Source organism: Nocardia albiluteola, assembly GCF_018860155.1.
Lineage (GTDB): Bacteria > Actinomycetota > Actinomycetes > Mycobacteriales > Mycobacteriaceae > Nocardia > Nocardia albiluteola.
The window spans coordinates 615,162-640,435 of record NZ_JAHKNI010000002.1 but is presented as its reverse complement, the minus strand read 5'-3'; the positions used below and the strand labels follow the sequence as shown (position 1 = coordinate 640,435).

The window sequence follows — 25,274 nt, the reverse complement described above, 5'->3', positions numbered from 1 at the left end:
TCCGCACCCTCACTCCTGAAACGCACCCCATTAGTCGCCAAACGCACCCGCCGGAACGGCCCGGACGAATATCTCCGCGAAGTCTGGGAACTCACGGGATGCGCGCGCCGAATCCGGACCGCATGGTCTTGTCCGACCGGTTCGGTAGGCTCGCGTACGAACGGGGCGGCAGTGTCCCTGTACAACCCAGAGAGTGCGGTATGGCCAAACGACTTGCAGTCCTGCTGGCGATGGCAGCGGCGACGTTTCTGACGACCATGGGTGTGGCGACGGCCGGTCCGGTCACGATCAACGACGCCGCGAACATCCTCGACAGCGGGCAGGTCACCACCGCGGGCAACGCGCTGTCCGACCCGGTGAAGATCTACACCGTCAATGCATTCTCCGGCGGCTCAACGGCGTTCGACAACGAGGCGCGCAAGCACGTCACGGGCGCGACCGACGTGGTCATCGCCATCAATACCAAGCCCCACGAAATCGCGATAAGGACCGGCTCGAACTCCCACATCCGCGATACCTCGGCCGCGATCTCCGCGTTCAAGAGCGGCTACGGCACCGGTAACTACACCGGCGCGACGGTAGCCGCGCTGCAATCGCTGGCCACCACTGTCAACCAGGCGGGCGGCACGAATGCGACCGGCCCGCAGGCCTCGCACTCCAGCAGCCGCGGCCACATCGGACTGTTCGGCATCCTGTGCCCGGTGATCATCATCGGGCTGATCGTGGCGGCCGTGGTGGCGGTGTTCCGGCGGCGCGGCCGGGGTGGCGGCGGCTTCGGCGGCGGTGCCCCCGGCGGCTACGGCCCCGGCGGCCCGGGCTACGGCGACCCCGGCTACGGCGGCGGCGGTTACGGTCCCGGCTACGGTCGAGGTGGCGGCATCAGCCCGGGCATGGCCGGTGGCATCGGCGCGGTCGGCGGCGGCCTGCTCGGCTATGAGCTGGGCAAGATGGAGGGCAGGGACGAGGAGCGCGACCGCGACTACGACCGCGGCGGCTACGACCAGGGCGGCTATCAGGGCGACCAGCAGTTCGGCGGCGGGGGCGGCGACTCCTACTTCGGCGGCGACAACGGCGGCGGATTCGACGGCGGCGGTGGCGGATTCGACGGCGGCGGTGGCGGATTCGACGGCGGCGGTGGCGGGGGCGACAGCAGCTTCTGACTCGGCGGCCCGGCGAGGAGGGCGGCCACTCAGCGGAAGTCGCGCGAACGCGACGCGACGCGTAAATCCATGCGCTGCAGATGTTCCGCGACGACTGTGACCGCTCCCTCGGCGTTCTGCACGCGCCCGCGCACCAGCAGCGCGGACGCCCCCTGGGCGATGCGGCGATAGCGCTGCCACAGCCCCACCGAGCACACCACGTTCACCATGCCGGTCTCGTCCTCCAGATTCAGGAAGGTGACCCCGCCCGCGGTGGCCGGGCGCTGCCGATGCGTGACGGCCCCGCCCACCAGCACTTTCGAGCCATCCGGCACCTCGAGCAGTCTCGCCGCCGGGATCACCCCGAGCGCATCCAGGTGCGGGCGCAGGAATTCGGTCGGATAGCTGCCGGGCGAGACCCCGGTCGCCCAGACGTCGGCCGCGGCCAGCTCCAGTTCGCTCATGCCGGGCAGTGCGGGGGCGGCGGTGGCCGCACCCGTGCCGGGCAACCGGTCCGCCCGCTCCCCCGCCGCCGCGCCCGCGGCCCACAGCGCCTCGCGGCGGTCGATCCCGAGACTGTCCAGTGCACCCGCGGTGGCCAGCGATTCCGCCTGCGGCACGGTGAGTTCCACACGACCGGTCAGATCCAGGAACGAGGTGTAGGGCCCGGTCACCCGCGCGGCCACGATCCGCTCGGCCAGTTCGGCGCCGATCTGCCGGATCGCGGCCAGCCCCAGCCGCACCTGCGTGCTGTCTCCATTGGGCTCCGCTGCCACCGCTGTATCTGATGGCGGTGCTTCCGAGGGCCCTGCGTGGTTACGCAAGCTGCCTCCTCCGTGCCCGCCGGGCGCACCGCGCCCTGACTCGCTCATACCGCCCATTTCCAGCGTGGCCGCGGCGAGGCTGTGGTTGATATCGGGACCGTGCACCACCACCCCGTGCCGCCGGGCATCCGCAACCAGCGATTGGGGTGAATAGAATCCCATCGGCTGAGCGTTCAGCAGGCCCGCGCAGAACGCCGCCGGATGATGCAGTTTGAACCACGCCGAATAGAAGACCAACGAGGCGAAACTCTGCGAATGACTCTCCGGAAAACCGAAATTCGCGAAGGCATAGATCTTTTCGTAGATCCGGTCCGCCAATTCTCCCTCGATACCGTGCAATTCACGCATGCCGCGGTAGAACCGCTCGCGTAGTCGTTCCATCCGCTCGGGCGATCGCTTGGAACCCATGGCCCGGCGCAGCTGATCCGCCTCGGCCGCGGTGAAACCGGCCACGTCCACGGCCATCTGCATGAGCTGCTCCTGGAACAGCGGCACGCCGAGCGTCCGGGACAGCGAATTACGCAGGGAGTCATGATCGTAGGTGATCTCCTCCTTCCCGTTGTAGCGGCGAATATAGGGATGCACCGAACCGCCCTGAATGGGACCGGGCCGGATCAGGGCCACCTCGACGACGAGATCGTAGAATTTCTTCGGTTTGAGCCGCGGCAGGGTGGCCATCTGGGCCCGGGATTCCACCTGGAAGACCCCCACCGAATCGGCGCGCGAAAGCATCTCGTAGACACCGGCTTCGGCGAGATCGAGCCGGTACAGGTCGACGCGATGCCCCTTGTGCTCGTGCACAAGATCGATCATGTAATGCAGCGCCGAGAGCATCCCGAGGCCGAGCAGGTCGAATTTCACCAATTTCACCGCGGCGCAGTCGTCCTTGTCCCACTGCAGCACGCTGCGGCCGGGCATCCGGGCCCATTCCACCGGGCAGACGTCCGCGATGGGCCGATCGCAGATCACCATACCGCCGGAATGGATGCCCAGATGCCGTGGCAGTCCCTCGATCCGGCCCGCCAGCTCCAGCACCTCGGCGGGAATATCGGAATCGGTCTCCTCCGCGACCCCGTTCCAGCGGCTCACCTGTTTACTCCACGCGTCCTGCTGGCCGGTCGAAAACCCCAGTGCCCGTGCGGCATCGCGGACCGCGGACTTACCGCGATAGGTGATTACGTTGGCCACCTGGGCGGCGTATTCGCGGCCGTAGCGGGCGTAGACGTACTGGATCACCTCCTCGCGGCGATCGGATTCGATATCGATATCGATATCGGGCGGACCGTCGCGCTCGGGCGACAGAAACCGTTCGAACAACAGATCATTGGCCACGGGATCGACATTCGTGATACCGATCGCGTAGCAGACCGCGGAATTGGCCGCCGAACCCCGTCCCTGGCACAGGATGTCGTTGTCGCGGCAGAAGGTGACGATATCGTGCACCACCAGGAAGTAGCCGGGAAAATCCAGCTCCTGGATCACCCGCAGCTCGTGTTCGATCTGCTTGTACGCCTTGGGGTATTCCCACGGCGGGCCGTAGCGCCGCACCGCACCCTCATAGGTGAGCCTGCGCAGCCAGGAACTCTCGTCGTGCCCGGACTCGACCTCGAACGGCGGCAATTTCGGCGCGATCAGCTGCAGATCGAAGGCGCATTCGCGGGCCAGGGCAGCCGCATCGGCGACCGCCCGCGGGCAATCCGCGAACAGCCGCGCCATCTCCGCGCCGGAGCGCAGATGTGCCCCGCCCGCGGGCGCGAGCCAGCCGTCCATATCGTCCAGGCTGTGGCGGGCCCGCACCGCCGCCAGCGCCATCGCCAGCCGCCGCTGGCCGGGGGTCGCGAAATGCGCCGCGGTGGTGGCGATGACCGGCAGGCCCACCCGATCGGCCAGGGTGATGAGCCGGGCATTGCGCTCGTCGTCCTGCGGAATGCCGTGCTGGGTGAGTTCCACGCTCACCCGGTCGGAGCCGAATCGCTCCATCAGCTCCCGCAGCGCCACCTCGGCCGCCGCGTCACCGTCGGCAAGCGCCTGGCGCACATGACCTTTGCGGCATCCGGTGAGGATCTGCCAGTGCCCGCCCGCCGCCTCGGTGAGCCGGTCCAGGTCGTAGCGCAGGATCCCCTTCTCCCCGCCCGCCATGTGGGCGGCCGAGATCTCCCGTGATAACCGGCGGTAGCCCTCCTGCCCACGCGCCAGCACCAGCAGATGCGGGCCCGCGGGATCCGGTGCGCCCGCACGCGGTTCGGAATCGGCCGATCCCGCGCCCGCCCTCCGCGGCGCCCGCATCGCCCCCTCCCCGGCGTTCCGGCGACCGGCTTCGCCATCGCGCCGCACCGCACCCTCGTCTCCCCGGCGTGCGGTCATTGCGTCCGCACCCAGCGACAACTCCGCGCCGAACACCGTCGGCAGCCCCCATTCGGCCGCGGCCTCCGCGAACCGCACCACGCCGTAGAACCCGTCGTGATCGGTCAGCGCGAGCGCCTCGAGTCCGAGTCGCACCGCCTCCTCCACGAGTTCCTCGGGCTGGCAGGCGCCGTCGAGAAAGCTGTAGGCCGAATGGGTGTGCAGCTCCGCATACGGCACCACCGGTCCGCCGGGCCGCGGCCGCTCGCCCGCCCGATACTCCCCGCGTCTGCGCGACCAGGCCGGGCTGTCGCCGCCGTCGCCGGGGGGTTCGGGGGCGCGGCCGGGCCGCCCGGAGAGCACCCGCTCCATCTCCGACCAGGTCGGCGGGCCACTGCCCCAGCCCATGCGCACCTCCGCGAGCCATCTCGTATCGAACATATATTCGATATCCGGTTGCCTGATATGTCAAGTGCTCGACCGTGGACGCGGCCGACCCGGATCGAAACTGTGACGAACCCCTAGTGGCACCGGAACTTACTCTGGAGTAAGTTAATGGCAAATCGACCTGCAAGGGAGCACTGATGACGGACAACCACGCTGCCGGGAACTACGTGGACCGCCGGCGCGCCCGCCGGGATCTGACCGGCAAGCATGTGCTCATCACCGGCGCCTCCTCCGGCATCGGGCGGTCCGCCGCCCTCGCGGTCGCCGCGAAGGGCGCGGTGGTGCTGCTGCTGGCCCGGCGCGAGGACGAACTGGCCGAGGTGGTGCGGGAGGTCGACGCCGCGGGCGGGCGGGCATACGGATATCGCTGCGATGTCACCGATGCCGAATCGGTCGAGCAGACCGTCAAGGCCATCCTCGCCGAGCACGACCACGTCGACATGCTGGTCAACAACGCCGGACGTTCCATTCGCCGCGCGGTGCACCGCTCCACCGACCGGATGCACGACTTCGAGCGCACCATGGCGGTCAACTACTTCGGCGCGGTGCGGATGACGCTGGCGCTGCTGCCGCAGATGCGCGAGCGCAAGTTTGGGCACATCGTCAACATCTCCAGCGCCGGCGTGCAGGTCGCCACCCCGCGTTTCGCGGCCTACCTGGCCTCCAAGGCCGCACTGGACAAGTTCGCCGAGGTGACCGCGGCCGAAATGCTCGCGGACAACGTCACATTCACCACGATCCACATGCCGCTGGTGCGCACCCCGATGATCACCCCCAGCGGCAACCAGGGCCCCTCGGAATCCCCGGAGTGGGCCGCGGCGACCATCGTGCGCGCACTGACCGGGCGCCCCAAGCGCATCGACGTCCCGCTGGGCACCCTGGCCGAATACGGCACGCTGTTCGCCCCGCACATCAAGGACCGGGTGCTGCACCGCTACTACCGCGCGCTGCCCGATTCCCCCGCAGCCAAGGGCGAATCCGCCCCGGATCCCGAGGCGAGCCCCGAATCCCTGGCGCCGCAACGCAAGCCGCGACGCCCGCAATCACCGGCCGGGCGCGTCACCCGCAGGGCCCTGCGCCGGGCGGCCCGCCTGGTACCGGGCACCTACTGGTAGGAAGGCCTGAGCCTTCACCATGAACGGACGCTAACGGTCACGTACCCAGATCATCTCCCGCCCGGATTCGGCTGGGGCGCGGGGTGCGCGCTCCTGGATGCGATCGAGTCGGTAGCCGAGGCGGCGGGGCACCGCCGCGCTGCGCTCATTGGTTACGTCGCAATGGATTTCGATGTGATCGATACCCGGCAAGGACAACCCGATCTCGGTCACCGCGCCCGCGGCACGGGTGATGATGCCGCGGCCGGTGTGCTCGGTGTGACACCAGTATCCGATCTCCAGCGTCCTGCGCCCGACCCGATCGTGCAGACCGAGGGAGGCGAGCAGGGTTCCGCCGGAATCGAATACGCCGTAGTTGCAGTTCCCGTTGACGGGCCAGTCCGCGACGTTCATCCGGAAGTATTCCTGCTGCTTCTCCAGCGTCAGCGGCTCAGCCAACCAGGACAACCAGCTGTGCAGTTCGTCGTACGACGCCTCGATCGCCTGCAACTGCGCCTCGGCGTCGCTCAGCAGCCAGCGCCGGATCACCAAGCCGTCGAGTTCGATTCGTTCGGGCGGGGCAACACCGGGTGCCAGCGCCTGCGGTCGTTCGGTGTCCATCGTCCGATCGTGCCGCCACCGGCACGGAACAGCAACGCAATTTCACGACCCGGCGCATCTGCGTCGCTCTGCCGATATAGGCGTCATGGGTCTCGTCGTCACCACATGCGGCCGGAGTCCATCGCGATCTTCTCATCGGGCGCGGGCGCCATGGAGTAACCGGCCGAGTCGAGGGCATGAGCGATCAGCAGTTGCGGGCTGATTCCAGTTGCCGATGCCCGAGTGAGACAACCTCGTTCAGGGCAACAGCCGGGGTGGGTCCGCGACGATGGCGGTAGCGGGCTTCGGGGCGGCGCCGCAACTGGCCTGGCGCGGCGCGTGCGCGACGGTATGCGCGGTGACCAGCCATCGGCGGCCATCGAGGTGAGTGACCAGGGCGGCTCCGGCGAAGGTCGCGGGATCACCGGAGACAATCGCATCGGATATCGAGGCGACGGAAAGTTCGATGTCCGTCGATGATCGATCCGGCGAAAGCTGCTCGAGCACAGCGATTTCCGCCACCTGCTCGACGGGCGTATAACAGCTGCGCCCACGGAATCCATTGAGCGACAGATCATTCCGACTATAAGCGGCCACCGCATCCAGCGCCGCGTCCTCGCCGACGCGCCCATAGGTCAGCCCGCCGGGCAGCAGCACCATCGCGGGCGCGAACCGATGACCGCCGGTATGCGAGCACTCCCAGACCTGTTCGGGATACACCCCGGCCAGCCCCGCCGCGATCGGACGCCCCAGCAGCGCGCAGCACTGATCGCGCTTGCCGTGCGCGCATACCAGCACCACCGGATCCGTCACGCGCGCACCGATTCCGGGCGCGGGACCGTTCAGCAGTTGCAGGTCCAGCTCCAGTAGCTGCTCGAGGCCGGTGATCTCCAGCCGCTCGCACCAGGGATCCCGCGGGCCGGTCGAGGCGATCAGAACCGTTCGCGCACCGGTGAATTCGCTCCGCCCCGGCCGCCGGATCAGGGTCGGGCGCACCCCGGCGGCCTTCGTATGGGCGGCAAGTTCAGCGGTGATCCGGCTCCCGAGCACTTCGTCGCCGATCACATCGCGTCCCCAGGCCCCGGGCTGTTCGACGCACAGCCACCCGGTCACCCGCGTGGCGCTACCCGGCAGGGGAATATCCACCGCGGCAGCGGCCGAGCACGACATTCCTTCGAACACGGTTTCACAATAGAGAAGGCGTCAGTGCCCGAGGAACGGCAGGACCGTGGCGGAGAACTCGTGGTAGCGGTCGCGGTGGATGCTGTGGCCGCAGTCGAAGGATTCGATCCTGCAATCCCGGACGCGGGCGCGGAAGTGCTCCAGTTTGTCCGGGTCGACCATGCCCCCCGGGCCGCCGCGCAGCATCAGGGTGGGTGCGGTGATCTCGCCGAGCCGGTCCCACCACTGCGGATTGGGCCTGCGGAACTGTTCCAGCGCGGCCCTGGTCATCGATCGGTCGAAGGCCAGCACCGCGCGCGGATGCCGCAGCAGGCTGGTGGTGGCGTGCCACAGCTCCGGCGCCGTCGGCAGGCGACGGGTGAGGGCCATCTGCTCGTCACCCTGGCGCATCGGCAGCGGCTGCTCCTCGATCACCAAGCGCCGCACCAGGCCGGGCCGCTCGATCGCGACGCACGACACCGCGTAGCCGCCGAGCGAATGCCCGACCAGATCCACCGACGTCAGCCCCAGCCGCTCGCACAGCTGCAGGATGTCCGCGCCGAACTCGTCGAATTGATAGGAGCCGGTGTGCGCGCTGCGGCCATGGCCGCGCAGATCCGGGATGATCACGCGGCGGCCCAGCCGCACCAGCCGGTGCACGAACCGATCCCAGGTGTGCCCGTCCCCGCCCATGCCGTGCACCACCACCACGGGCGCCTCGGGACCGGAGGCCGAGTCCGTCGCACCCGTATCGCGATAGGCGATACGGGCGCCGCGCAGCGAGACCCCGGCAACCGTCAACTCCACGATCAGCCAGAATACGTGCCCCGTCAGGGCCCACGCCGCCGAATGTGCCGGGAGTCATACGCCGTTGTGTGCGGCGCAGCGGTCGTTCGCTGGTGATGGACGCAGCCCGGGCCGCAAACCACGACGATCCTCCCCTGGCGCATCGACCGCGGCGAACTGTGCCGGAAATCCCCTGGCCTCCGCCCGCTCCGACCGGCGATACTGCCCCATGCCGACTTTCGCGGATTTCGATCGCCGTAACTACCCCACCGTCGATGTCGCCACCGGATACGACGGATGGGCCCCCACCTACGAGCAGACCGTCATGGACGAGATGGACATCGCGCTGCTGGACCGGCTGCGGCGACCGACCTGGGGTCGCGTCCGCCGGGCCGCGGACCTGGGCTGCGGGACCGGACGGACCGGCCACTGGCTGCGCGAACGGGGAATCGACCGGATCGACGGGGTGGATCTGAGCGAGGGCATGCTCGGCGTGGCCCGCGAGCGCGGCGCACACGCCACGCTCACCCGGGCTGACGCGCGCGAGAGCGGATTACCCGGCGGCGCTTACGATCTGGTGATCTCGTCCCTGATCGATGAGCACCTGCCCGAACTCGCCCCGCTCTACGCCGAGGCCCGGCGGCTGGCCGCGCCGGGCGGCATCTTCGTCCTGGTCAGCTACCACCCGCAGTTCCTCATGGTGACCGGAATGCCCACGCACTACACAGGCGAGTCGGGCGAACCGCTGGCGATCAGCACCCATCTGCACCTGCTCAGCGAGCACGTCGCCGCCGGGGTCGAGGCGGGCTGGCGCCTGGACGAGGCTGCCGAGGCCCTGGTCGAGCAAGCCTGGCTGGCGACCAAGCCGAAATGGGCGAACCTGCTCGGGCATCCGTTCAGCATGGCGCTGGTCTGGACGCTGCCCGAGTGATCCCGGGTTATTCGTAGAGGCCCTCCACATGCCAGGCGTTGTCATAGCCGAGAAGTAGCAGGGCACGCACCGCGGCGTCCAGCAGGACCTGGGCGCGCACGGCGTAGCCACCAGGATGTTCACCAGCCCACCAGCGTTCGTCCAGAAGCCAGGGCCCGGCCCATCCGGTCACTTCCCACTGCTTGCTGCCCCAGCGCAGGAGGCCCGGCTCGGCGGTGAAAACACCGCGATCGGTGACCCAGACCTGTTCTCCGGCAACCGTTTCCAGAGACACCGGGGGATGGTTGATCAGCACGACGGCGGGGGCGGGCTCGGGGAGCCGGCCGGGCCAGGGCAATGCCGGATCGGCGGCGGGGTTCTGCTCGTCGCCGAGCGCGATCAGCGTGATGCGATCGAGGGGACCGCGACCACCACTGAGCATGCCGACCTGCACGGCCTCCCCACCCAGCAGCCCCTGCACCCGCACCAGCGCCCGCCGCGCCCGCTCCTGCTCCTCGCCGACCCCACCCCACAGTCCCAGCTGCAGAGCTCCGGCCGCCACCACCTCGACCGGTTCCAGGCGCAGCAGCACGATCGGCGCCGCCGGCGCACCACCGACCGCCCCTCCTCGACGCATCTGCGATCGGCCATCCGCCCCGGCATTCCTTCTCGCCCCCCAACGCTCGCTCTCCGGCGTTCGCAACTCCTCGGCATCGGTATCGGAATCACCTCGGCCCCCACGGTTTCCGTCCCTCCCCCCTCCCTCGGTCCGCCTCACAGCCTCCCCAGCCGGCGACGCCCCACCACCGTTTCCGGCACCCCGCCGACGGATATCCCCCCTCAGCTCCGCACCGCCGCCGATCGTCGCGGGACCGGCCCATTCGCCCTCGCCGGGATCCCTTGTCTCCGAGCCTGTCTCAGCACCAGATCCTCGCGGCTTCGATACCCCGGACTGTGGCACACCGCCTCCCCCGGGCCGCGGCCCGCCACCAATCGCGGCTGGGCCGGTCCACTCTTTCTCTCCGGAACCCCTTGCGCCCCCCTCGGATACCCCGAGTATCGGCGCCTCGGCACCTGGCGCACCGACCGTCGCTATACCGCCACCCGAATCTCCCCTGGGCCTCGATACTCCACCCTCCGGCGCACTACCGACCGTCGCGATACCGGCCCAGTCGTCCGCGGCCGCGCCGTGCAGGGCGCGGTGGGTGAGCCAGCCGTCGAGCTGCCAGCGGATGCGGTCGGCGGTGGTCTCCGGGGTGAGCGGTTCGGCACAGCGCCAGGTGCGCGCGAGGCGTTCTCCGGCGGCGGTGTGCGCGATCACGGTCAGCCGGGTACAGGCCGACGACGCGGCGGCCAGTCGCTCGTGCAGCCGGGCGGCCAGTAGGCGACCAGCGAAGGCGGCGGCATCGACGCGCTCGATCGGGGGATCGCAGGGGTACTCCACGGCCAGGTCGGGTGCGGGCGCGGCGGCCGAGGGTGGGCGTTCGGGTTCGGCGCGGGCGCAGCGGTGCGCCGCGATCGCATCGGCGCCGAAGCGGGAGGCGACCTCGGCCGGTGTCAGCGCGGCGAAATCGCCGATGCGCCGTAATCCCAAGCGGTGCAACAGGTCCACCAGATCATCGCGCCCCGGACCGGCCAGGCTCGGCTCGACGGCGAGCTCGGACACCGGCCGCGGCGCCAGGAATCGCGCCCCCTCACCCGGCGGCACCAGCGCGGCGCGGCGCGCGGCGAGCACCGCGGTGGACAACTCGTCGGCGATCCCGATCCGGCATTCGATTCCGGTCACCGCCACCGCATCGACCAGGCGTTCGGCCGCGGACTCCTCCGAGCCGAAGAACCGCGCGGCGCCCCGCGCGGCCAGCACCAGCAGTCCCGGCCGCAGCACCTCCGCCCCCGGCACCGTCGCATCCACCGCGGCCACCACCGGCTCGAACAGCCGCGCATCGCGATCCGGATCCGACTGCGCCACATACAGATCGGGACACCGGGCCTGCGCCTCCCGCCGCCGCAACCCGCGCCGCACCCCCTGCGCCCGAGCCGCCTCCGAGCACGCCACCACCCGATTGGCGTGCAACACCACCACCGGCCGCGACGGCGAGATATTCGCCGCCGCGCCCGCGGCCACCGCGGGCCAGTCCTGGCACCACACCGCCAGCACCCGGGACCCGCCCCGCGCCCTCATCGGCACATCCGTCCGGTGATCGACCGGTCGAGGAGGCACGCCGCCGAATCCGGACGTCGTCCGACCGCCCCGCACACGGGCGCGGCCACGAAGGGAGCGACCATGCGACCGCCCTCCGCACACGGATGGCCAGCAGATCGGCCGCGATCCGCGGGCGACACAGGCCACAGCAGCCGACCGGGTATCGGTAGCCCAACCCTGGAAGCCTTGCAACACTTGGTCTTCCACCGAGGTGACGGATCGGATGCCGGCACCGGAGGGCCACATATCTCCGATCGGCGTGCACCACCGCCCACTCCGGCGCGCCGCTGCCCGATAGGCGTGCACCACCGCCTGCTCGTGATGCGCCGCAACCCCCTCGACGCATCCGAAGACTTGCGACGCTCCGGCTTCCACCGCGATACCGAATCGGCCCCCATCATCCGACCGCCTCGGTCGCCGTCGCATATACCGAATCGGATTGCCCGGCAACCCATTCGACGCGACCCTCGCGAGGCGTGAGGGCGAGTTGGCCGGTGCGGGGCGGGGCCGAGCGGCCGCGTACGCACACGTCCAGGCGCACGGTGCGCAGGCGGCCGCGGCCGCGGCCCAGGCCGTCGTAACCGGCGACCCGCGCATCGATCCGCAGCACCGACCCGCTCCAGGCGCCCCCGGTCACCACGAGCGCGGCGCCCTTGCTGCGGGCGCGCGCGGCGAGCACCTTGGCGCGACTGGGCGGCACCGCGCGGCCGCCGAGGCCGAGCACCACCAGATCCAGACCATCGAGCAACACCGAGGCAATCTCCAGCGGATCGGGCCCCGGGTCGGGCACCACGGCCAACCGGCCCAGATGGGCGCCCATCTCGGCCGCGGCGAGCAGGCCGAGCCGGGGCAGGGCGACCGCCGCGGCATGCCCACCGGCGGCGGTCACCGCCGCCAGCAGCCCGGTCAGCAACGAGCCCGCGCCCGAATATTCGACCACCGCCCCCTTGACCAGTCCCCCCTCGGGCAGCAGCGCGGCCAGCGGGGACGGCACCGGCAGCGGCGCACCGTGCACACCCCCGGACGCATCCCCCAGCGGCACCCGCGCCGACGCCCCCGCCCCGCGCGCCGGAATCGCGGCCATCCGCCGCCGCAGCTCCTCCAGCCGCTCGCGCCGCACCTCGTCGGGCGAACCCATTCTCGACCACCTACCTCCATCGAATGGACCCCAGCACCGATCCAGCTATCGATAGTAGTCGAATATATGTTCGATACACTGTCAGTCTAATGCGTACTCGTGTTTCGTAGTTAGGCAGCGGCGTTCTCCCAGGCCAGGCGGATAATGTGGATTTGTTCGGGGGTGGGGTTGCCGGGTAGGTCGGCACAATATTGGGCGGCGATCAGCGTGCGCCGGAGCTTGGTGAGTATGTCGGGGTAGCTGGGATGGGTTTTGGTGGTATACCAGCCCTGGTCGGCCGTGCCGACCTGAACGTCTATATCGAGACCGGCACCGTCTTCCTCGGCGACCGCGAGGTCCCGGCCGCGTGGATCCGCGACTGGGCCGCCCTGGGCCGCCTGGAGAATCTCGGCTACCTCAGCGGCGGCGAGGAACGCTTCGTCAAACTCGCCGTCAGTATGGCTCACGGCGCTCCCGTCGACCTGCGCGCCGCCCGCAGCTCGCTGGGGCACGCGCACGCCCGGCGGGTTCTCGAGGCCTCCGCCATCTGCCTCGGTGCCGACAAGTACTACACGATCACATCCACCCCAGCGCTCGCCGAGATGCAGCGCCGCGAGGACGAGATGCTCGCTGGCGAGTTCCGTCGCCGAGGACTCGACGGCATCGGCGAACCGATCCGCACGACCGACAACGGAGCAGCCAGTGAGCGCCTTGCCGACACAAGAGCAGATCTTCACCCATGCGGCGGCCGCGGCGCGCAACGCGGCCTCGGCGCTGTCGGATGTGCGCGACTGGCTCAACGCCGACCGGTCCGATCGGCAATCGTTGACCGACGAAGCAGCCGGCGCCCGAAGTGCGGTCCGCGTCAAGCTCGAAAACCTCGAGACAGAAATCTACGACCTCGAAGAACAGCTCCGCGGTGGCGCGAAAAGTCTCCGCAACCGGCGGTAGCCGGACGTCTCATCAACGGAAGCGATCTCGATATGTCCGACGGGAGGAGCTGAAGTTTCACTCATGGCGGGGAGGCCCGAAGACATCGAACGCGATACCCGCTGCGCGGACCTGATCCGCAGGACCCGCGGGGTCAGGCACGGCGGATCGGACGACTACCGCTATGTGTGGTCGGGCAACCGAGTAATACGTTTAGTTAGGCCTCGTTCAACAGCCCCCGCTCGATCAGGGTGAGCACCTGGCCCCGCGCGAATTCGACGTTTGCCGGGTTGGCCGGTAGCGGCCCGTCGAGCAGTAGGCTGGCAAGGCCGTGCACCGCTGACCAGGCGCCAATTTCGGCTCCAGGCCTGCGATGTGGGTCCATGAGGCCTGCGGCTTCGGCTTGGTCCAGTACCTGACCCAGGATCTCGAATGGGTCACTGTCATCGCCCCCGCCGCTAGCGCGCCCAACGCCATCCGCCACCTCCGCCTCAGAGGTGGGGGGATGCGAGGTGAAGGCGGTCCGGAACAGCCCGGGCTGGGCCAGTGCGAAATCAACGTAGGCCATGCCGACCGCTTCCAATCGCTTGCGCGGGTCCCTGGCGCGCTTGACGCGTCGGCGCATCTTGGCGGCGAGTTCGTTTCGTGCGTACCTCGATACCTCGGCCAGCAGTGCGTCCCGGTCAGCGAAATGGCGGTAGGCCGCCGAGTGTGACACTCCGGCCGCGCGGGCGGCCTCACGCAGGATCACCCGCTCGGGCCCGCCCTCCCGGGCCAGTGCGATGCCCGCTTCGATCAAGGCCGAGCGCAGCGCGCCGTGGTGGTAGGACTTCCGCCGCGGCGGCTCGCTGTCGCCCCTGCGCGGCTCGGCGTTGACCACGTGTGGGTGGGTGCTGCTCATGGCTTTCAGGCTGCCACGCCCACCCGATGTTGACAACGGTCACATCTCGTAGCACACTGGGAATGTGACCAGTGGAAACTTCGTTACAGCCGAAGGTCCACGAACCAAGACACAAACCCGGAAAGGAACTCCGATGACAACCACTCGCGTGCTGGTTACCGGCGCCACCGGAAAGATCGGCGGAGCCGTCGCCGCCCAATTATTGGAGAAGGGCGTGCCGACAAGGGCTTTGGTGCATCGCGACGATGCGCGCAGCGCCCGGCTAAGGGCTCTGGGCGCCGAAACGGTCGTCGCCGACATATTCGATATTCAGCAGGTACAGGCCGCGGTGGACGGGGTCGACCGGCTGTTCTTCAACCCCCCGTACCACCCCCATGCGCTCGACAGTGCGATCGCCTTCGCCGTGGCCGCGCGGCGCTCGGGTGTCGAGGCCGTGGTGGCGCTGGGGCAGTGGCTGGCCAGCCCCGAGCATCCCTCGCTGATGACCCGCCAGCACTGGTTGATCGACAAGCTGTTCGAGCTGCTGCCCGATACCGCCCACGTCGCGGTTGACCCCGGCTGGTTCGCCGACAACTACCTGCAGTTCATCGGTATGGCCGCCCAGCTGGGCGTGCTGCCCGCGCCGACTGGGGGCGGACGCAACGCGCCTCCCTCTAACGAAGACGTTGCCCGTGTTGCGGTGGGTGCGCTGCTTGATCCGCACCGTCATGACGGTCGGGCCTACCGCCCGACCGGGCCCATGCTGCTCACCGGAGCAGAGATCGCCGACGCCGTGGGTGAGGCGTTGGGCCGACGGGTGCGCCACATCGATGTTCCCCCACGAATGCTCATGAAGGCCGTGCGCGTGAACGCGAAACGACTCGGTTTCGACCTGTACTTGGAGTCTGGCTTACGCCACTACGCGCTCGAGGCCGCGCTGGGGACCTGGGAGGTGGGCGGCCCCACCACCCACGTCCGTGATGTCGCTGGCGTCGAACCCGAAGACTTTCTGACCATCGCTCGCCGCTACGCGACCCGCTCGGAAACCCGGCGTACTGCAGGGAATCTCATCCGCCAAATCTGGAACTTCACGTTGACCGGTCTCGTACCGATGCACGACCTGGACCGCTTCGATCGACTCCAGCAGCACCCGCAGCCCGCGCACCCCAGGCTTTCGGGCCAATCCGCAGTCTGGCGCAGCGAACACACCACATCAACCGAGACCAGTCGGGCATAGTTCTGCGTTCCTGCCCGTGCTACAGCCAGGGTTCAGCCAATTTGGTGGACCCGTCGAACTGTGGCGCCGAAACCTCGGCAACGTCAGCGGTACGTGGAATGGCCCGCGTACAGGGTCTGCCGCGGCTGCGTGTGGTCTGCGGTGCCTTGTGACCGCGCACCCGTCACCCCACCGCACGGTTCGGCCGACGTGGCTCTGTTCACCAACCCTGCAAGTTCAGGCGGTCAGCGAATCGGGGATCCGAAGGCGTTGTATGGGGCGGCCTGAACTCCGCTGTCGACCGCCGCTGTGAGAGCGAGAGTGGTGAAACACGGCCGGAACGCACCCAACGAGGGCTGCAACGACTTCGGCACCGCAGGGATCGACACAAACCGCTGATCATCACCGCACACACTCGTCGCTGATTCCTCGACACGCCGACACGGTCACCGGCTTGTCTCACACGCGCCAGCTGTCTTTCGAACGCACGGAACGAGCGGACCGTTCGCCCGCTCGTCCACATCGGTAGTGCGATCTTCACTTGGTGATCAGTACGAGTCTGCCGCGGAGGTGGCCGCGCTCGCCGGCGCGGTGTGCTTCGGCGATCTCGGCGAGTGGGAAGGTCCGGTCGACGGGGAGCCAGAATCGCCCGGCGGCGATCAGCTGACCGATCTCGGCCAGCGCGTGGTAAGCAGGGCCGTCGGCGAATCCGTTGCTGAAATGCACGCCGTGCTCTGCTGCGCCTTCGAAGTCGGCGAGGGTCAGCACATGCTGTGCGCCGCCGGCCAGGTCGATGAGCTCGGGTAGAACGCCGCTTCCGGCGACATCGAGTGCGGCATCGACGCCATCGGGGGCAAGTGCGCGAACCCGCTCGGACATGCCTTCGCCGTATGTCACGGGCTCTGCGCCCAGCAGGCTCAGGTAATGCTGGTTGGCGGCGCTCGCGGCGCCGATCACGCGGGCGCCGCGAGCGACGGCGAGCTGGACGGCGGTGCTGCCGATCCCGCCGGTGGCACCGTTGATGAAAAGCGTTCTGGCGGTGGTGATGTGGAGCTGATCGAGGCTGCGCGTCGCCGTTTCGAGCGCGCAGGGTAGGCCGGCGGCGTCGACGAACCCGAGTGACGGCGGGATGATCGCTCGGTAGGTCAGCAGCGCCAACTCGGCCGCACCGGCGCCGTCGTCGGACACGCCGAAGACGCGATCGCCCACGGCGACGTCGGTGACGCCCTCGCCGATCTCGTCGACCACCCCCGCGACGTCGCGCCCGGTGGTTTGAGGAAGCTGCGCGCCGAAGCTCAGCACCCCCTTGCGCAGCTTCCACTCCGTGGCGTTGATTCCGGCCGCGTGCACGATGACTCGGACCTGACCGGGACCCGGATGTGGATCGGGAAGTTCCACGATCTCGAGAACCTCGGGACCTCCGAACCGGCTGAATTGTGCTGCTTTCATTGCGATCCTCACTTTCGACGGAAACCGCGAGATGTTCTCCCGGGTTCTCAATGCACTGCGACGGTTGCTGTTTCGGTGTCGGCCGCCAAGGGGCCACGGCGCAACAGGAGGGCGGCCAGTACGGCGCCGGCCAGGAACAGCGCCGCCGCGAGCCAGAAGACGAAGTGGTAGCTGGTGAGAGTTGCCTCGGCGATCGTGGCGGGGCGCGTCGCCGTCGCGGCGTGCCGGTCGAGGTAGTTCGTGGTGGCCGTCGCGCTCAGCGAGCTGAACACGGCCAGCCCGATGGACCCGCCGATCTGCTGGGCGATGTTCACCATGGCCGACGCCACACCGGACTCGTGCGGCCGCACTCCGCTGGTCGCCGCGTTCTGGCCCGGCCCGAAGATCAATCCCAGCCCCGATCCGATAGCGAGCAGGGCCGGCAGCACGCCCCCGGCGTAGCTGGATCCCACACCGATCCCGGTGAGCATCGCCATTCCGATCGCGGCGAGCAGGCCGCCGGCGGCCATGATCGGGCGCGGTCCGGTACGCGGCATGAGCACCGCCCCCGAGACGATCGCACCCACCATCACCGATCCGACCATCGGCAGGAAGGCCGCACCGGCCTGGATGGGGGTGAACTTCAGGGTGTCCTGCAGGTAGTAGGTGAGGAACAGGAACACCGCGAAGCCGCCGATTCCCGAGATCCCGATCGATAGGTAGGCCGCGCCGCGGACTCGGTCCAGCAGCACCGACAGCGGGAGCAACGGCCGACTGACGCGGCGCTCGATCAGCACGAAGACGATCACGAGCAGCACACCGGCGACCACCGGCCCCAGCGTCCGAAAGTCATTCCAGCCCTTCGATGCCGCATCGCCGAGCCCGTAGGCGATGCCGACCAGGCCGAGTACCGCGGTGACCGTCCCCGAGACGTCGAGCCGGGTGCGTTCGGGCCGGCCGCCGGCGGCGAGGAATCCGAACGCGCCGACGAGCGCGGCAACGGCGATGATCAGATTGACGTACAGGCACCACCGCCACGACAGGTCCTGGGTGAGGATGCCGCCCAGCAACAGTCCCAGCGCACCGCCGGCGCCGGAGATCGCACCAAAGATCCCGAACGCGCGACCGCGCTCGTTCGGATCGTCTGCAAATGTCACCGACAACATCGACAGTGCCGCCGGTGCGAGCATCGCACCGAACGCACCCTGGACGATTCGGGCGAGCAGCAACATCTCGAACCCGTTCGCGGCGCCGCCGACGGCCGAGGCGATCGCGAAGCCGGCCAGCCCGATGATGAACAGTCTCCGGCGTCCGTAGAAGTCCGCAAGCCGCCCGCCAAGGAGCAACAGACTGCCGAACGCGAGCGCGTACCCGGTCACGATCCACTGCCGATCGTCGGTAGAAAACCCCAGGTCGTGCTGGGCACTGGGCAGTGCGATATTCACGATCGTGGAGTCGAGAACGACCATCAGCTGGGCGAAGCTCAGTACGACGAGGGCGATCCATCGATTCGCAGTCCGGGGTCGGCTACCCCCCGCGCCTCGGCCGCGGAACCTGCCGAAGGCAGCCTGCCGACCGGCTTCATACACGTCAAAGCTCATTTCAACCTGCGATTCGTCAGCTGAGTGATCAGCACTTATTTACCGTCGGAAAGTTAACTTATCATTGATAAGTTCAACTTACCAGAGATAAATAGCCTTACCGTGAGTAGGCTGGATGACCGTGACCACAGAAGAACCCCGAGCAGGCGAGGGCGCGGTGCCGGAGGCCGACAGCGTGCTGTGGCTTCGTCACGCCGAGGAACGTCCCGCACGCCGTGCTACCCCGCTCACCCGGGAGCGGATCGTCGCCACGGCCGTCGACGAGCTCGACGCGCTCGGGGCGGAACAACTGACCATGCGGCGCCTCGCCCAGCGTCTCGACGTGTCCTCGACGGCGCTCTACTGGCACGTCTCGACCAAGGAGGACTTGCTCGACCTTGCGGTCGACCATGTCATCGGCGAAGTCCCGATCCCCGAGCCCCGCCTCGACCCCCGCTCCGCGCTGCGCGTACTGCTGCCCGGCTGGCGCGCCGCGATGCTCGCGCACCCCTGGTCGCCCAGCCTGATGGGGCGGCCTCTGCTGGGCCCGAATGTGCTGGCGCGCACCGAATTCCTGCACGCGACGCTGACCCGTGCCGGTCTATCCGGTATCGACCTCGCCTCCGCCGCCCGCCTGCTGGCCGATTTCGTCATCGGCACGGCGATGGCCGATGCCACCTGGCGCAAGCTGAACGATTCGGCCGTCCTCGCCAAGGCACGGGACCACATCACCGGCCTGCGCGGGCTCTATCCCACACTCAGCGCGTCCAGCTTCCTCGACAGAGCGTGGTCCGACGACGACCTGTTCGACCTCACCCTCGAACGAATACTCGACACGGTGATACCTGCTACCGAGCCACAATCCGCCCCTTCATAGAGACGTCGATTCTGCGGCCGCCTCGAAGTGAGGAGCCCGGTGCGCCGGTTGATCATCGACACCGTCGGCCGACCCCGCCGGGGGCACTTACCTGCGACACCGTTTCCGCGATCGCCCCCTGGCGAAGGTCATCGCTGTCGCTCGCTCAGCAGCGTCGATGACACAGGTGCGGTCGAACCCAGTGAGCACGGCGGTGCGGCGAGCGACGGTGGAGGGTTTGAACCTGCGGGTCTCGAGGTGCCTCCCTAGTGAGGGCTGATTCTCGAGCGGGCTGAGCCCCCACTGGGAGGTGCTGACAGCCTGATATCAGCGGCGCCGGATAGTGTCCATGACCGTGATGGAATCAACTGCGGCAATGCTGGCCGCCTACGTCCCGGCGATCGATGCCATGTGGGAAGTGCGGGAGTTGCCGAGGCCGGAGCCGGGTCCTGGCGAGGTGCTGATCCAGGTGCGGGCCAGTGGTATCTGCTACACCGACATCTGGTCGACCACCGGTGTGATTCCGGTGGGTGTGCCCGGGGTGGTCGGGCATGAGACGGTCGGCGAGGTCGTCGCAGTGGGTGCGGGGGTGCACTCGCGGGTAGTCGGTGATCGGGTTGCGACGACCTGGATCCTGCAGACCTGCGGCCGGTGTGAGTATTGCCGACGCAACAAGCCGGTGAGCGGGGTGGCCGGATTGAGTTGCGCCGCACCCAAAACCAGTGGATTCAGCGTGCAGGGTGGGCATGCGGAGTACCTCGCCGCACCGGAGGCGGCGACGGTGTTGTTGCCGGAAGGCCTGTCCTTCGAGCTGGCCGCCCCGGTGGCGTGTGCGGGGTACACCACCTGGAGTGCACTGTGCGCGGGCAATCCGCGGCCGCACGAGCGCGTTGCAGTGGTGGGGATCGGCGGGCTCGGGCACATGGCGGTGCAGTACGCGAAGGCGGCCGGATTTGAGACGATCGCGATCACGCACTCACCGGACAAACGCGCGCTCGCGCTGAAACTGGGTGCGGACGAGGTGGTTTCGGACGGCCGCGAACTCGCGGCGATGGGCGGCGCCGACATCATCCTCATGACCGGCAACTCCAACCGCGCGGCGATGGACAGCCTGCACGGGTTGCGCCCGGAGGGCCGGATGGTGCTGATCGGCCTGCCCCACGACACCGACTTCGTCATTCCCGGGCCGGAGACCGGCATCAATTTCGTGGTCAATCGCAACCAGATCATCGGGGCGACTCACGGCGGCTTCGAATACCTCACCCAGGCCCTCGACTTCGTCGCCACCGGCAAGGTGACACCGATGATCGAAACCTTCCCACTGGCAAGAGCCGCCGACGCCTACGAACGCGTAGCCACCGGCGCCGTACGCTTCCGCGCCGTCATCACCTACTGAGACCCGAAGACCGGCAACGCACGTCGGAATCGCCTCGTTTTGGCATGTGCGCCGCTCGTGACGGAATGCGTGTGGCGCACGTGACCGATTCACTGAATTCGGCATGAGCGCGCACTCGTTCCGGGTGCAGCCAGTGCGCGATATTCCTCCGTGTCGATCCGGACGGCACGGCGGTGATCGGTCCGCCGTGCGATCACTCCCCCGCGCGCTGACGCGCCGCCGTCTCCAGGTAGGCGCCGAGCTCGGCCTGCAGCACCTTGTCCAGGGCCTGATCGAGGGCGTCGCGCACCGAGCGGGTGCCGAGCTCGCGGAAGTGGTTGAGCATGCCGGTGGTTTCGGCGATCTCGGCGTTGGATTCGGGGAGCCAGCCGGGGCCGTGCTGGGCGACGATGTGGTCCTTGGCCGTCACCACCATCAGGCGGGCGATGTCCTCGAGCCGCTCGAACAGCGCGGCGTGCAGGTCGATGAGGTCCGACAGGCCCAGGCCGTAGGCGCTGAGGCCGGCGAAGATCTCGAGCACGTGGGGCCGGGTCAGCTCAACGGTGTCGCCGTGCAGGCGCACCAGCCCGAGCTGCTCCAGGCGGGCCAGTTGGTCCTGGTCGATCCCGGGCGCGCCGGCCTCACCGAAGAAGGTGTCCACCAGCTCCCGCGGCACCTCCACCGGCTCTTCGGCGCTGCCCCAGGTCGCGGTGACCGCGCTCTGCAGCCCGAGGATCTCGGTGAGATCCTTGCCGGTCTCCCAGCTGGTGATGAAGTCGGCGATGTGCGCGATGGTGAACCCGCGCTGCAGCAGCGAGTCGATGATGCGCAGCCGGGCCAGGTGGGTGTCGTCGTACAGCAGCGCCCGCCCGCTACGACGGGTGGGCGTGGGCAGCAGCCCCTTCTCCTGGTAGGCCCGCACATTGCGGGCGGTGGTGCCGGCGGCCTGGGCGAGATCGTCGATGCGGTACTCCGCCATCCGTGTCGCTCCCATCCCGTCCGCCGGCCACCCCAGTCCGCCCACGACCTTAGCTCAGGTGGAAGTCCGCCAGATCCACCCTGGCCAGCTGACGCGCGTACTGGGTCCCGAAACCGGGGTACATGGTGGCGTTGAAGCCGTCCTCGGTGAGATACCAACTGCGGCAACCGGAGTTCCAGGTGGTGGCGGTCAACCGGTGCTGCAGGCGGCGGTTGTAGCGGTCCTGCCGGTCCTGCCGGGCCTCCAGGGTGCGCAGGCCGCGCTCGAGCACGATCCCGATGGCGTCGGTGATGTACTCGATCTGCGCCTCCATATAGACCAGCGCCGAATTGTGCCCCGGCCCCGAGTTCGGCCCGAAGGTGAGGAACAGATTCGGGTACCCCGACACCGTCACGCTCTTGAATGCGTAAGCGCCCCTGCTCCATTCGTCTCCCAGTACCCGACCGTCGCGGCCGGTCACCGGAATCGGCGCGCCCTGCTTGGACACTTCGAACCCGGTGGCGAAGACGATGCAGTCGGCCCGGTGCTCGATGCCCTCGGCGGTGCGGATGCCGTGCGGCGAGATCTCCGCGATGGGCCAGGTGATGAGCTTGCAGTTGTTGCGCTGCAGCGCCGGGTAGTAATCGCTGCTCATCAGCAGCCGCTTGCATCCGGCCCGGAAGTCGGGGGTGAGCTGGCGGCGCAGCCACGGATCGTGCACCTGGGACCGCAGATGCAGGAGCGCCACCGATTCGACGACGCGGGTCAGCGGCGTATTCCACACCACGCCCAACGCCACCGACTCGTGCCCCCAGAACCAGGCCTCGCGCGCCAGCGCCTGGGTGAGCGGCAGCTGCCGGTACACCTGCTTGGTCAGGCCGTTGGTGCGCCGGTTCACCCGGGGCAGCACCCAGCCGGGCGTGCGCTGGAAGACCTTCACCGCGGCGGCCTGTTTCACCAGTTCGGGAATGATCTGCACGGCGCTGGCGCCGGTGCCGACCACGGCCACCTTCTTGCCGGTGAAGTCGTAGTCGTGATCCCATCGGGCGCTGTGGATCTTGTGGCCCTCGTAGGCGTCGATGCCCGGGATGTCCGGCCATCCGGCATTCGAGAGCGGACCGGAGGCGAGAATTACGGTGCGTGCCCGCACTTTCCGCCGCCCGTCGGTAAACGAGAGCGTCCACAGCCCGGTGTCCTCGTCGAACACCACCCCGGTCACGTTGTGGCCGAACCGGATATGCGGCGCGATACCGAATTCCGTCACCATGGAGTCGATGTACCCGAGGATTTCCGCACTGCCGGAATAGGTTCGGGACCAGTCGGGATTCGGGGCGAAACTGTAGGAGTACAGCCGCGACGGAATGTCGCAGGCCGCACCGGGATAGGTGTTGTCCCGCCAGGTCCCGCCCACCCGGTCGCCGCGCTCGAAGACGGCGAAGTCGCCGATGCCCTTCTGCCGCAACCGAATGGCCGCGCCGATCCCCGCGAATCCGGCCCCGATGATCGCCACGTTCAGTGGCTTGCTCGCCGCACTCACGACTGCGCCTCGCTGACGCTCGGCTCCGTCGTGCGCGCGACGCCGCCCTGTGCTGATGATTCGCTCGCAAGCTCGCTCATGCGACCGGCTCGTAGGTGAGTTCCTTGGACCAGGTCGGCTGTCCGGGCAGCAGGCGGTCCGGGATCACCCCGGTCACCTTGACCATCGCGTCCGCGAACAGGTGATACGGGTGCTCGCGGTTGACGACCCAGTCGGAGTGCATCTTGACGAACCGGTACATGGGCAGCCGGTTGACGACCGGGGCGCGCTCGCCGACCTGCTTGAACCGGGCCATGGCGGCATAGAGCTTCTCCTCGCTCACCCCCATCTCGACGATGTTGTCGCGCATCTTGTTCAGCAGCGGAATATAACTGAGCAGTCCGATGAGCAGCGAGGGCTTGATCCAGCCGCCGACCAGATCGATGGCCAGCTTGCGCGCGCTCGCGTTGCCCAGCAGCTCCATGACCGCGTAATCGGTGGCCAGGTGCCGGGATTCGTCGTTGTTGATCTTCTTGAAGACCTCCTGCGCTACCGGGTCGGCGATCTCGTCGGTGATGAACTTGATCAGCGCACCGTCCAGGGCCACCTCGAGCATGGGGATGACGGTGCCCAGGAACGACAGCGACATGCCGTCGGAATACTTGTCCAGGAAGTCGATGACCAGCTTGACATTGATATTGGGCTCGGGGATCTCGTCACCCTCGAGCATGCCCCACCGGCGCATCAGGGCCAGTTCGGCATTGGCGTGCCGCTGCTCCTCGGCGTGGAAGTAGCGATAGATCTCGGCCAGCACCGGCGTCGGGGCCTTCCTGGCCATTGCCGCGAAGCCGCGCGCACCGACGTTCTCGATCCACATCAGATCGGCCATGAACGGCTTCAGCTTGGCGTGTAGCGCCGGGTCGACGAGCTCGGCTCCCGGTGCGTCCCAGTCGATGTCGGCCAGCGCCCACTGCCGGGACTTGATCTTGGACAGCATGGTGTCGAAGTCGAAGGACATGTCAGACTCCCGTCCTCGGGGTGGTGGTAGTCGAATCCTGCTGCGGCAGGGCGTGATTCAGGACACCCAGGGCCTGGGTGTAGAGGGCCGGGAAGTGCCGCTTGAGATGCCAGATCACGCGGGCGTCCAGCTGGGGCAGCACATACAGCGTGCCGCGGTCGTGCGCGTCCAGGGCGGTGCGGGCGACCCGGTCGGGTGAGAATCCCGTCCAGCGCATGAGCTCGTCCGCCACACGCGAGGGGCCGGAGGTGATCCGGCCGTCGGCGACGACATTGGTCCGCACGAACGTCGGGCACAGTGCGGTGACCCGCACCCCGCTGCCCGCGAGCTCGGCCGCCATGGTCTCCGACAGCGACACCACCGCGGCCTTGGACACGTTGTAGGCGGCCATGCCGGGCGCGGCCGCGAAGCCCGCGGCCGAGGCCACATTGATGATCCCGCCGCACCCGGCCGCCCGCAGCTGCGGCGCGAAGATCTCGCACCCGTACACCACACCCCACAGGTTGATGCCCAGCGCCCATTCCCAGTCGCCGAACCCGATGTCGCCCACCGGTTTTCCGCCGATGCCGACACCGGCATTGTTGATCACGAGGGTCGGCGCGCCACCGAACAGCAGCGCCGCGCGCTCGGCCAGGCTCTCCACGTCCTCACGACGGGAGACGTCGCAGAACACCGCGTGCGCGGTCCGGCCGTGGGTGCGCTCGATCAGCCGCACGGTCTCATCCGCACGGTCCTTGTCGATGTCCGCACACACCACTTCGCCACCGCGCGCGGCGATTTCGAGGGCGAAGGCCCGCCCGATCCCGCTGCCCGCACCGGTTACCACGGCCTTCGCGTCGTGCGTGCGGCGCTTGCCGCCGAGTGCGAACACGAGCTCATCGATCGGCCACATA

Annotated in this window: 19 protein-coding genes and 1 pseudogene; 6 read left to right on the top strand and 14 right to left on the bottom strand. The window is 68.6% G+C overall.

Features of this window, described 5'->3' with window-relative positions:
* Positions 1-200: 200 nt before the first annotated feature.
* A complete protein-coding gene (locus KO481_RS08775) occupies positions 201-1,160 on the top strand; it encodes a hypothetical protein (RefSeq protein ID WP_215916472.1) in 960 nt (319 codons plus the stop codon).
* A gap of 29 nt (positions 1,161-1,189) precedes the next feature.
* Here KO481_RS08775 and KO481_RS08770 read toward each other — a convergent pair whose 3' ends face one another.
* Entirely contained in the window at positions 1,190-4,714 is a 3,525-nt protein-coding gene (locus KO481_RS08770; RefSeq protein WP_215916703.1) for an error-prone DNA polymerase, read from the bottom strand.
* A gap of 206 nt (positions 4,715-4,920) precedes the next feature.
* On the opposite strand from KO481_RS08770, the pseudogene KO481_RS08765 reads away from it, so the two are divergent.
* Positions 4,921-5,868: pseudogene (locus KO481_RS08765) on the top strand (SDR family NAD(P)-dependent oxidoreductase); the annotation flags it as partial.
* A gap of 30 nt (positions 5,869-5,898) precedes the next feature.
* On the opposite strand, the gene KO481_RS08760 reads toward KO481_RS08765, so the two are convergent.
* The 3 genes from KO481_RS08760 to KO481_RS08750 form a co-directional block, all read right to left on the bottom strand.
* On the bottom strand, positions 5,899-6,468 hold the full coding sequence (locus KO481_RS08760) for a GNAT family N-acetyltransferase (RefSeq protein ID WP_215916470.1): 570 nt from the start codon (positions 6,466-6,468) through the stop codon (positions 5,899-5,901).
* Between the two features lie 237 nt (positions 6,469-6,705).
* Entirely contained in the window at positions 6,706-7,617 is a 912-nt protein-coding gene (locus tag KO481_RS08755; protein ID WP_215916702.1) for a ferredoxin family protein, read from the bottom strand.
* A gap of 33 nt (positions 7,618-7,650) precedes the next feature.
* On the bottom strand, positions 7,651-8,415 hold the full coding sequence (locus KO481_RS08750; protein WP_215916469.1) for an alpha/beta fold hydrolase: 765 nt from the start codon (positions 8,413-8,415) through the stop codon (positions 7,651-7,653).
* Positions 8,416-8,623: 208 nt separating this feature from the next.
* On the opposite strand from KO481_RS08750, the gene KO481_RS08745 reads away from it, so the two are divergent.
* Entirely contained in the window at positions 8,624-9,325 is a 702-nt protein-coding gene (locus KO481_RS08745) for a class I SAM-dependent DNA methyltransferase (protein ID WP_215916468.1), read from the top strand.
* A gap of 7 nt (positions 9,326-9,332) precedes the next feature.
* Here the strand turns inward: KO481_RS08745 and KO481_RS08740 are convergent, their stop codons facing one another.
* From KO481_RS08740 to KO481_RS08725, 4 genes are all read right to left on the bottom strand, one after another.
* Positions 9,333-11,486, bottom strand: coding sequence for a DNA polymerase Y family protein (locus KO481_RS08740; RefSeq protein ID WP_215916467.1), 2,154 nt, complete (start codon positions 11,484-11,486; stop codon positions 9,333-9,335).
* Positions 11,487-11,904: 418 nt separating this feature from the next.
* On the bottom strand, positions 11,905-12,645 hold the full coding sequence (gene imuA' / locus KO481_RS08735) for a DnaE2-dependent mutagenesis accessory factor ImuA' (RefSeq protein ID WP_215916466.1): 741 nt from the start codon (positions 12,643-12,645) through the stop codon (positions 11,905-11,907).
* Positions 12,646-12,755: 110 nt separating this feature from the next.
* Positions 12,756-13,493, bottom strand: coding sequence for a hypothetical protein (locus KO481_RS08730; protein WP_215916465.1), 738 nt, complete (start codon positions 13,491-13,493; stop codon positions 12,756-12,758).
* A gap of 278 nt (positions 13,494-13,771) precedes the next feature.
* Positions 13,772-14,455, bottom strand: coding sequence for a TetR/AcrR family transcriptional regulator (locus KO481_RS08725; protein WP_215916464.1), 684 nt, complete (start codon positions 14,453-14,455; stop codon positions 13,772-13,774).
* 148 nt (positions 14,456-14,603) lie between these two features.
* Here KO481_RS08725 and KO481_RS08720 point away from each other — a divergent pair, with 148 nt between their 5' ends.
* A complete protein-coding gene (locus tag KO481_RS08720; RefSeq protein WP_215916463.1) occupies positions 14,604-15,671 on the top strand; it encodes an NmrA family NAD(P)-binding protein in 1,068 nt (355 codons plus the stop codon).
* Positions 15,672-16,187: 516 nt separating this feature from the next.
* Here KO481_RS08720 and KO481_RS08715 read toward each other — a convergent pair.
* The gene (locus KO481_RS08715) at positions 16,188-17,099 is read right to left on the bottom strand and encodes an NADP-dependent oxidoreductase (RefSeq protein ID WP_215916462.1); all 912 of its coding nucleotides are present in this window, start codon (positions 17,097-17,099) and stop codon (positions 16,188-16,190) included.
* 47 nt (positions 17,100-17,146) lie between these two features.
* Positions 17,147-18,679, bottom strand: a complete 1,533-nt coding sequence (locus KO481_RS08710; RefSeq protein ID WP_215916461.1) for an MFS transporter — start codon at positions 18,677-18,679, stop codon at positions 17,147-17,149.
* A gap of 121 nt (positions 18,680-18,800) precedes the next feature.
* Here KO481_RS08710 and KO481_RS08705 point away from each other — a divergent pair, with 121 nt between their 5' ends.
* Both KO481_RS08705 and KO481_RS08700 read left to right on the top strand, forming a co-directional pair.
* Complete coding sequence (locus KO481_RS08705) at positions 18,801-19,535, top strand: TetR/AcrR family transcriptional regulator (protein WP_215916460.1); 735 nt, start codon at positions 18,801-18,803, stop codon at positions 19,533-19,535.
* 337 nt (positions 19,536-19,872) lie between these two features.
* Positions 19,873-20,910 (top strand): alcohol dehydrogenase catalytic domain-containing protein, encoded by a 1,038-nt coding sequence (locus KO481_RS08700; protein ID WP_245400679.1) that lies wholly within the window; start codon positions 19,873-19,875, stop codon positions 20,908-20,910.
* A 193-nt stretch (positions 20,911-21,103) separates the two neighbouring features.
* Here KO481_RS08700 and KO481_RS08695 read toward each other — a convergent pair whose 3' ends face one another.
* The 4 genes from KO481_RS08695 to KO481_RS08680 all read right to left on the bottom strand — a co-directional run bounded on the left by KO481_RS08695 (position 21,104) and on the right by KO481_RS08680 (position 25,273).
* Complete coding sequence (locus KO481_RS08695; RefSeq protein WP_215916459.1) at positions 21,104-21,868, bottom strand: MerR family transcriptional regulator; 765 nt, start codon at positions 21,866-21,868, stop codon at positions 21,104-21,106.
* A gap of 49 nt (positions 21,869-21,917) precedes the next feature.
* Positions 21,918-23,384, bottom strand: coding sequence for a flavin-containing monooxygenase (locus KO481_RS08690; RefSeq protein WP_215916458.1), 1,467 nt, complete (start codon positions 23,382-23,384; stop codon positions 21,918-21,920).
* Positions 23,385-23,460: 76 nt separating this feature from the next.
* A complete protein-coding gene (locus KO481_RS08685) occupies positions 23,461-24,381 on the bottom strand; it encodes a ferritin family protein (protein WP_215916457.1) in 921 nt (306 codons plus the stop codon).
* Between the two features lies 1 nt (position 24,382).
* Positions 24,383-25,273, bottom strand: a complete 891-nt coding sequence (locus tag KO481_RS08680; RefSeq protein ID WP_215916456.1) for an SDR family NAD(P)-dependent oxidoreductase — start codon at positions 25,271-25,273, stop codon at positions 24,383-24,385.
* Position 25,274: the final 1 nt, after the last annotated feature.

Bases quoted from the DNA above. Each gene is read 5' to 3' on its own strand.
- KO481_RS08775 (WP_215916472.1), top strand. From the start codon at position 201: ATGGCCAAACGACTTGCAGTCCTGCTGGCGATGGCAGCGGCGACGTTT.
- KO481_RS08770 (WP_215916703.1), bottom strand. From the start codon at position 4,714: ATGGGCTGGGGCAGTGGCCCGCCGACCTGGTCGGAGATGGAGCGGGTG.
- KO481_RS08760 (WP_215916470.1), bottom strand. From the start codon at position 6,468: ATGGACACCGAACGACCGCAGGCGCTGGCACCCGGTGTTGCCCCGCCC.
- KO481_RS08755 (WP_215916702.1), bottom strand. From the start codon at position 7,617: ATGTCGTGCTCGGCCGCTGCCGCGGTGGATATTCCCCTGCCGGGTAGC.
- KO481_RS08745 (WP_215916468.1), top strand. From the start codon at position 8,624: ATGCCGACTTTCGCGGATTTCGATCGCCGTAACTACCCCACCGTCGAT.
- KO481_RS08740 (WP_215916467.1), bottom strand. From the start codon at position 11,486: ATGAGGGCGCGGGGCGGGTCCCGGGTGCTGGCGGTGTGGTGCCAGGAC.
- imuA' (WP_215916466.1), bottom strand. From the start codon at position 12,645: ATGGGTTCGCCCGACGAGGTGCGGCGCGAGCGGCTGGAGGAGCTGCGG.
- KO481_RS08725 (WP_215916464.1), bottom strand. From the start codon at position 14,455: ATGAGCAGCACCCACCCACACGTGGTCAACGCCGAGCCGCGCAGGGGC.
- KO481_RS08715 (WP_215916462.1), bottom strand. From the start codon at position 17,099: ATGAAAGCAGCACAATTCAGCCGGTTCGGAGGTCCCGAGGTTCTCGAG.
- KO481_RS08710 (WP_215916461.1), bottom strand. From the start codon at position 18,679: ATGAGCTTTGACGTGTATGAAGCCGGTCGGCAGGCTGCCTTCGGCAGG.
- KO481_RS08700 (WP_245400679.1), top strand. From the start codon at position 19,873: ATGGAATCAACTGCGGCAATGCTGGCCGCCTACGTCCCGGCGATCGAT.
- KO481_RS08695 (WP_215916459.1), bottom strand. From the start codon at position 21,868: ATGGCGGAGTACCGCATCGACGATCTCGCCCAGGCCGCCGGCACCACC.
- KO481_RS08685 (WP_215916457.1), bottom strand. From the start codon at position 24,381: ATGTCCTTCGACTTCGACACCATGCTGTCCAAGATCAAGTCCCGGCAG.
- KO481_RS08680 (WP_215916456.1), bottom strand. From the start codon at position 25,273: ATGTGGCCGATCGATGAGCTCGTGTTCGCACTCGGCGGCAAGCGCCGC.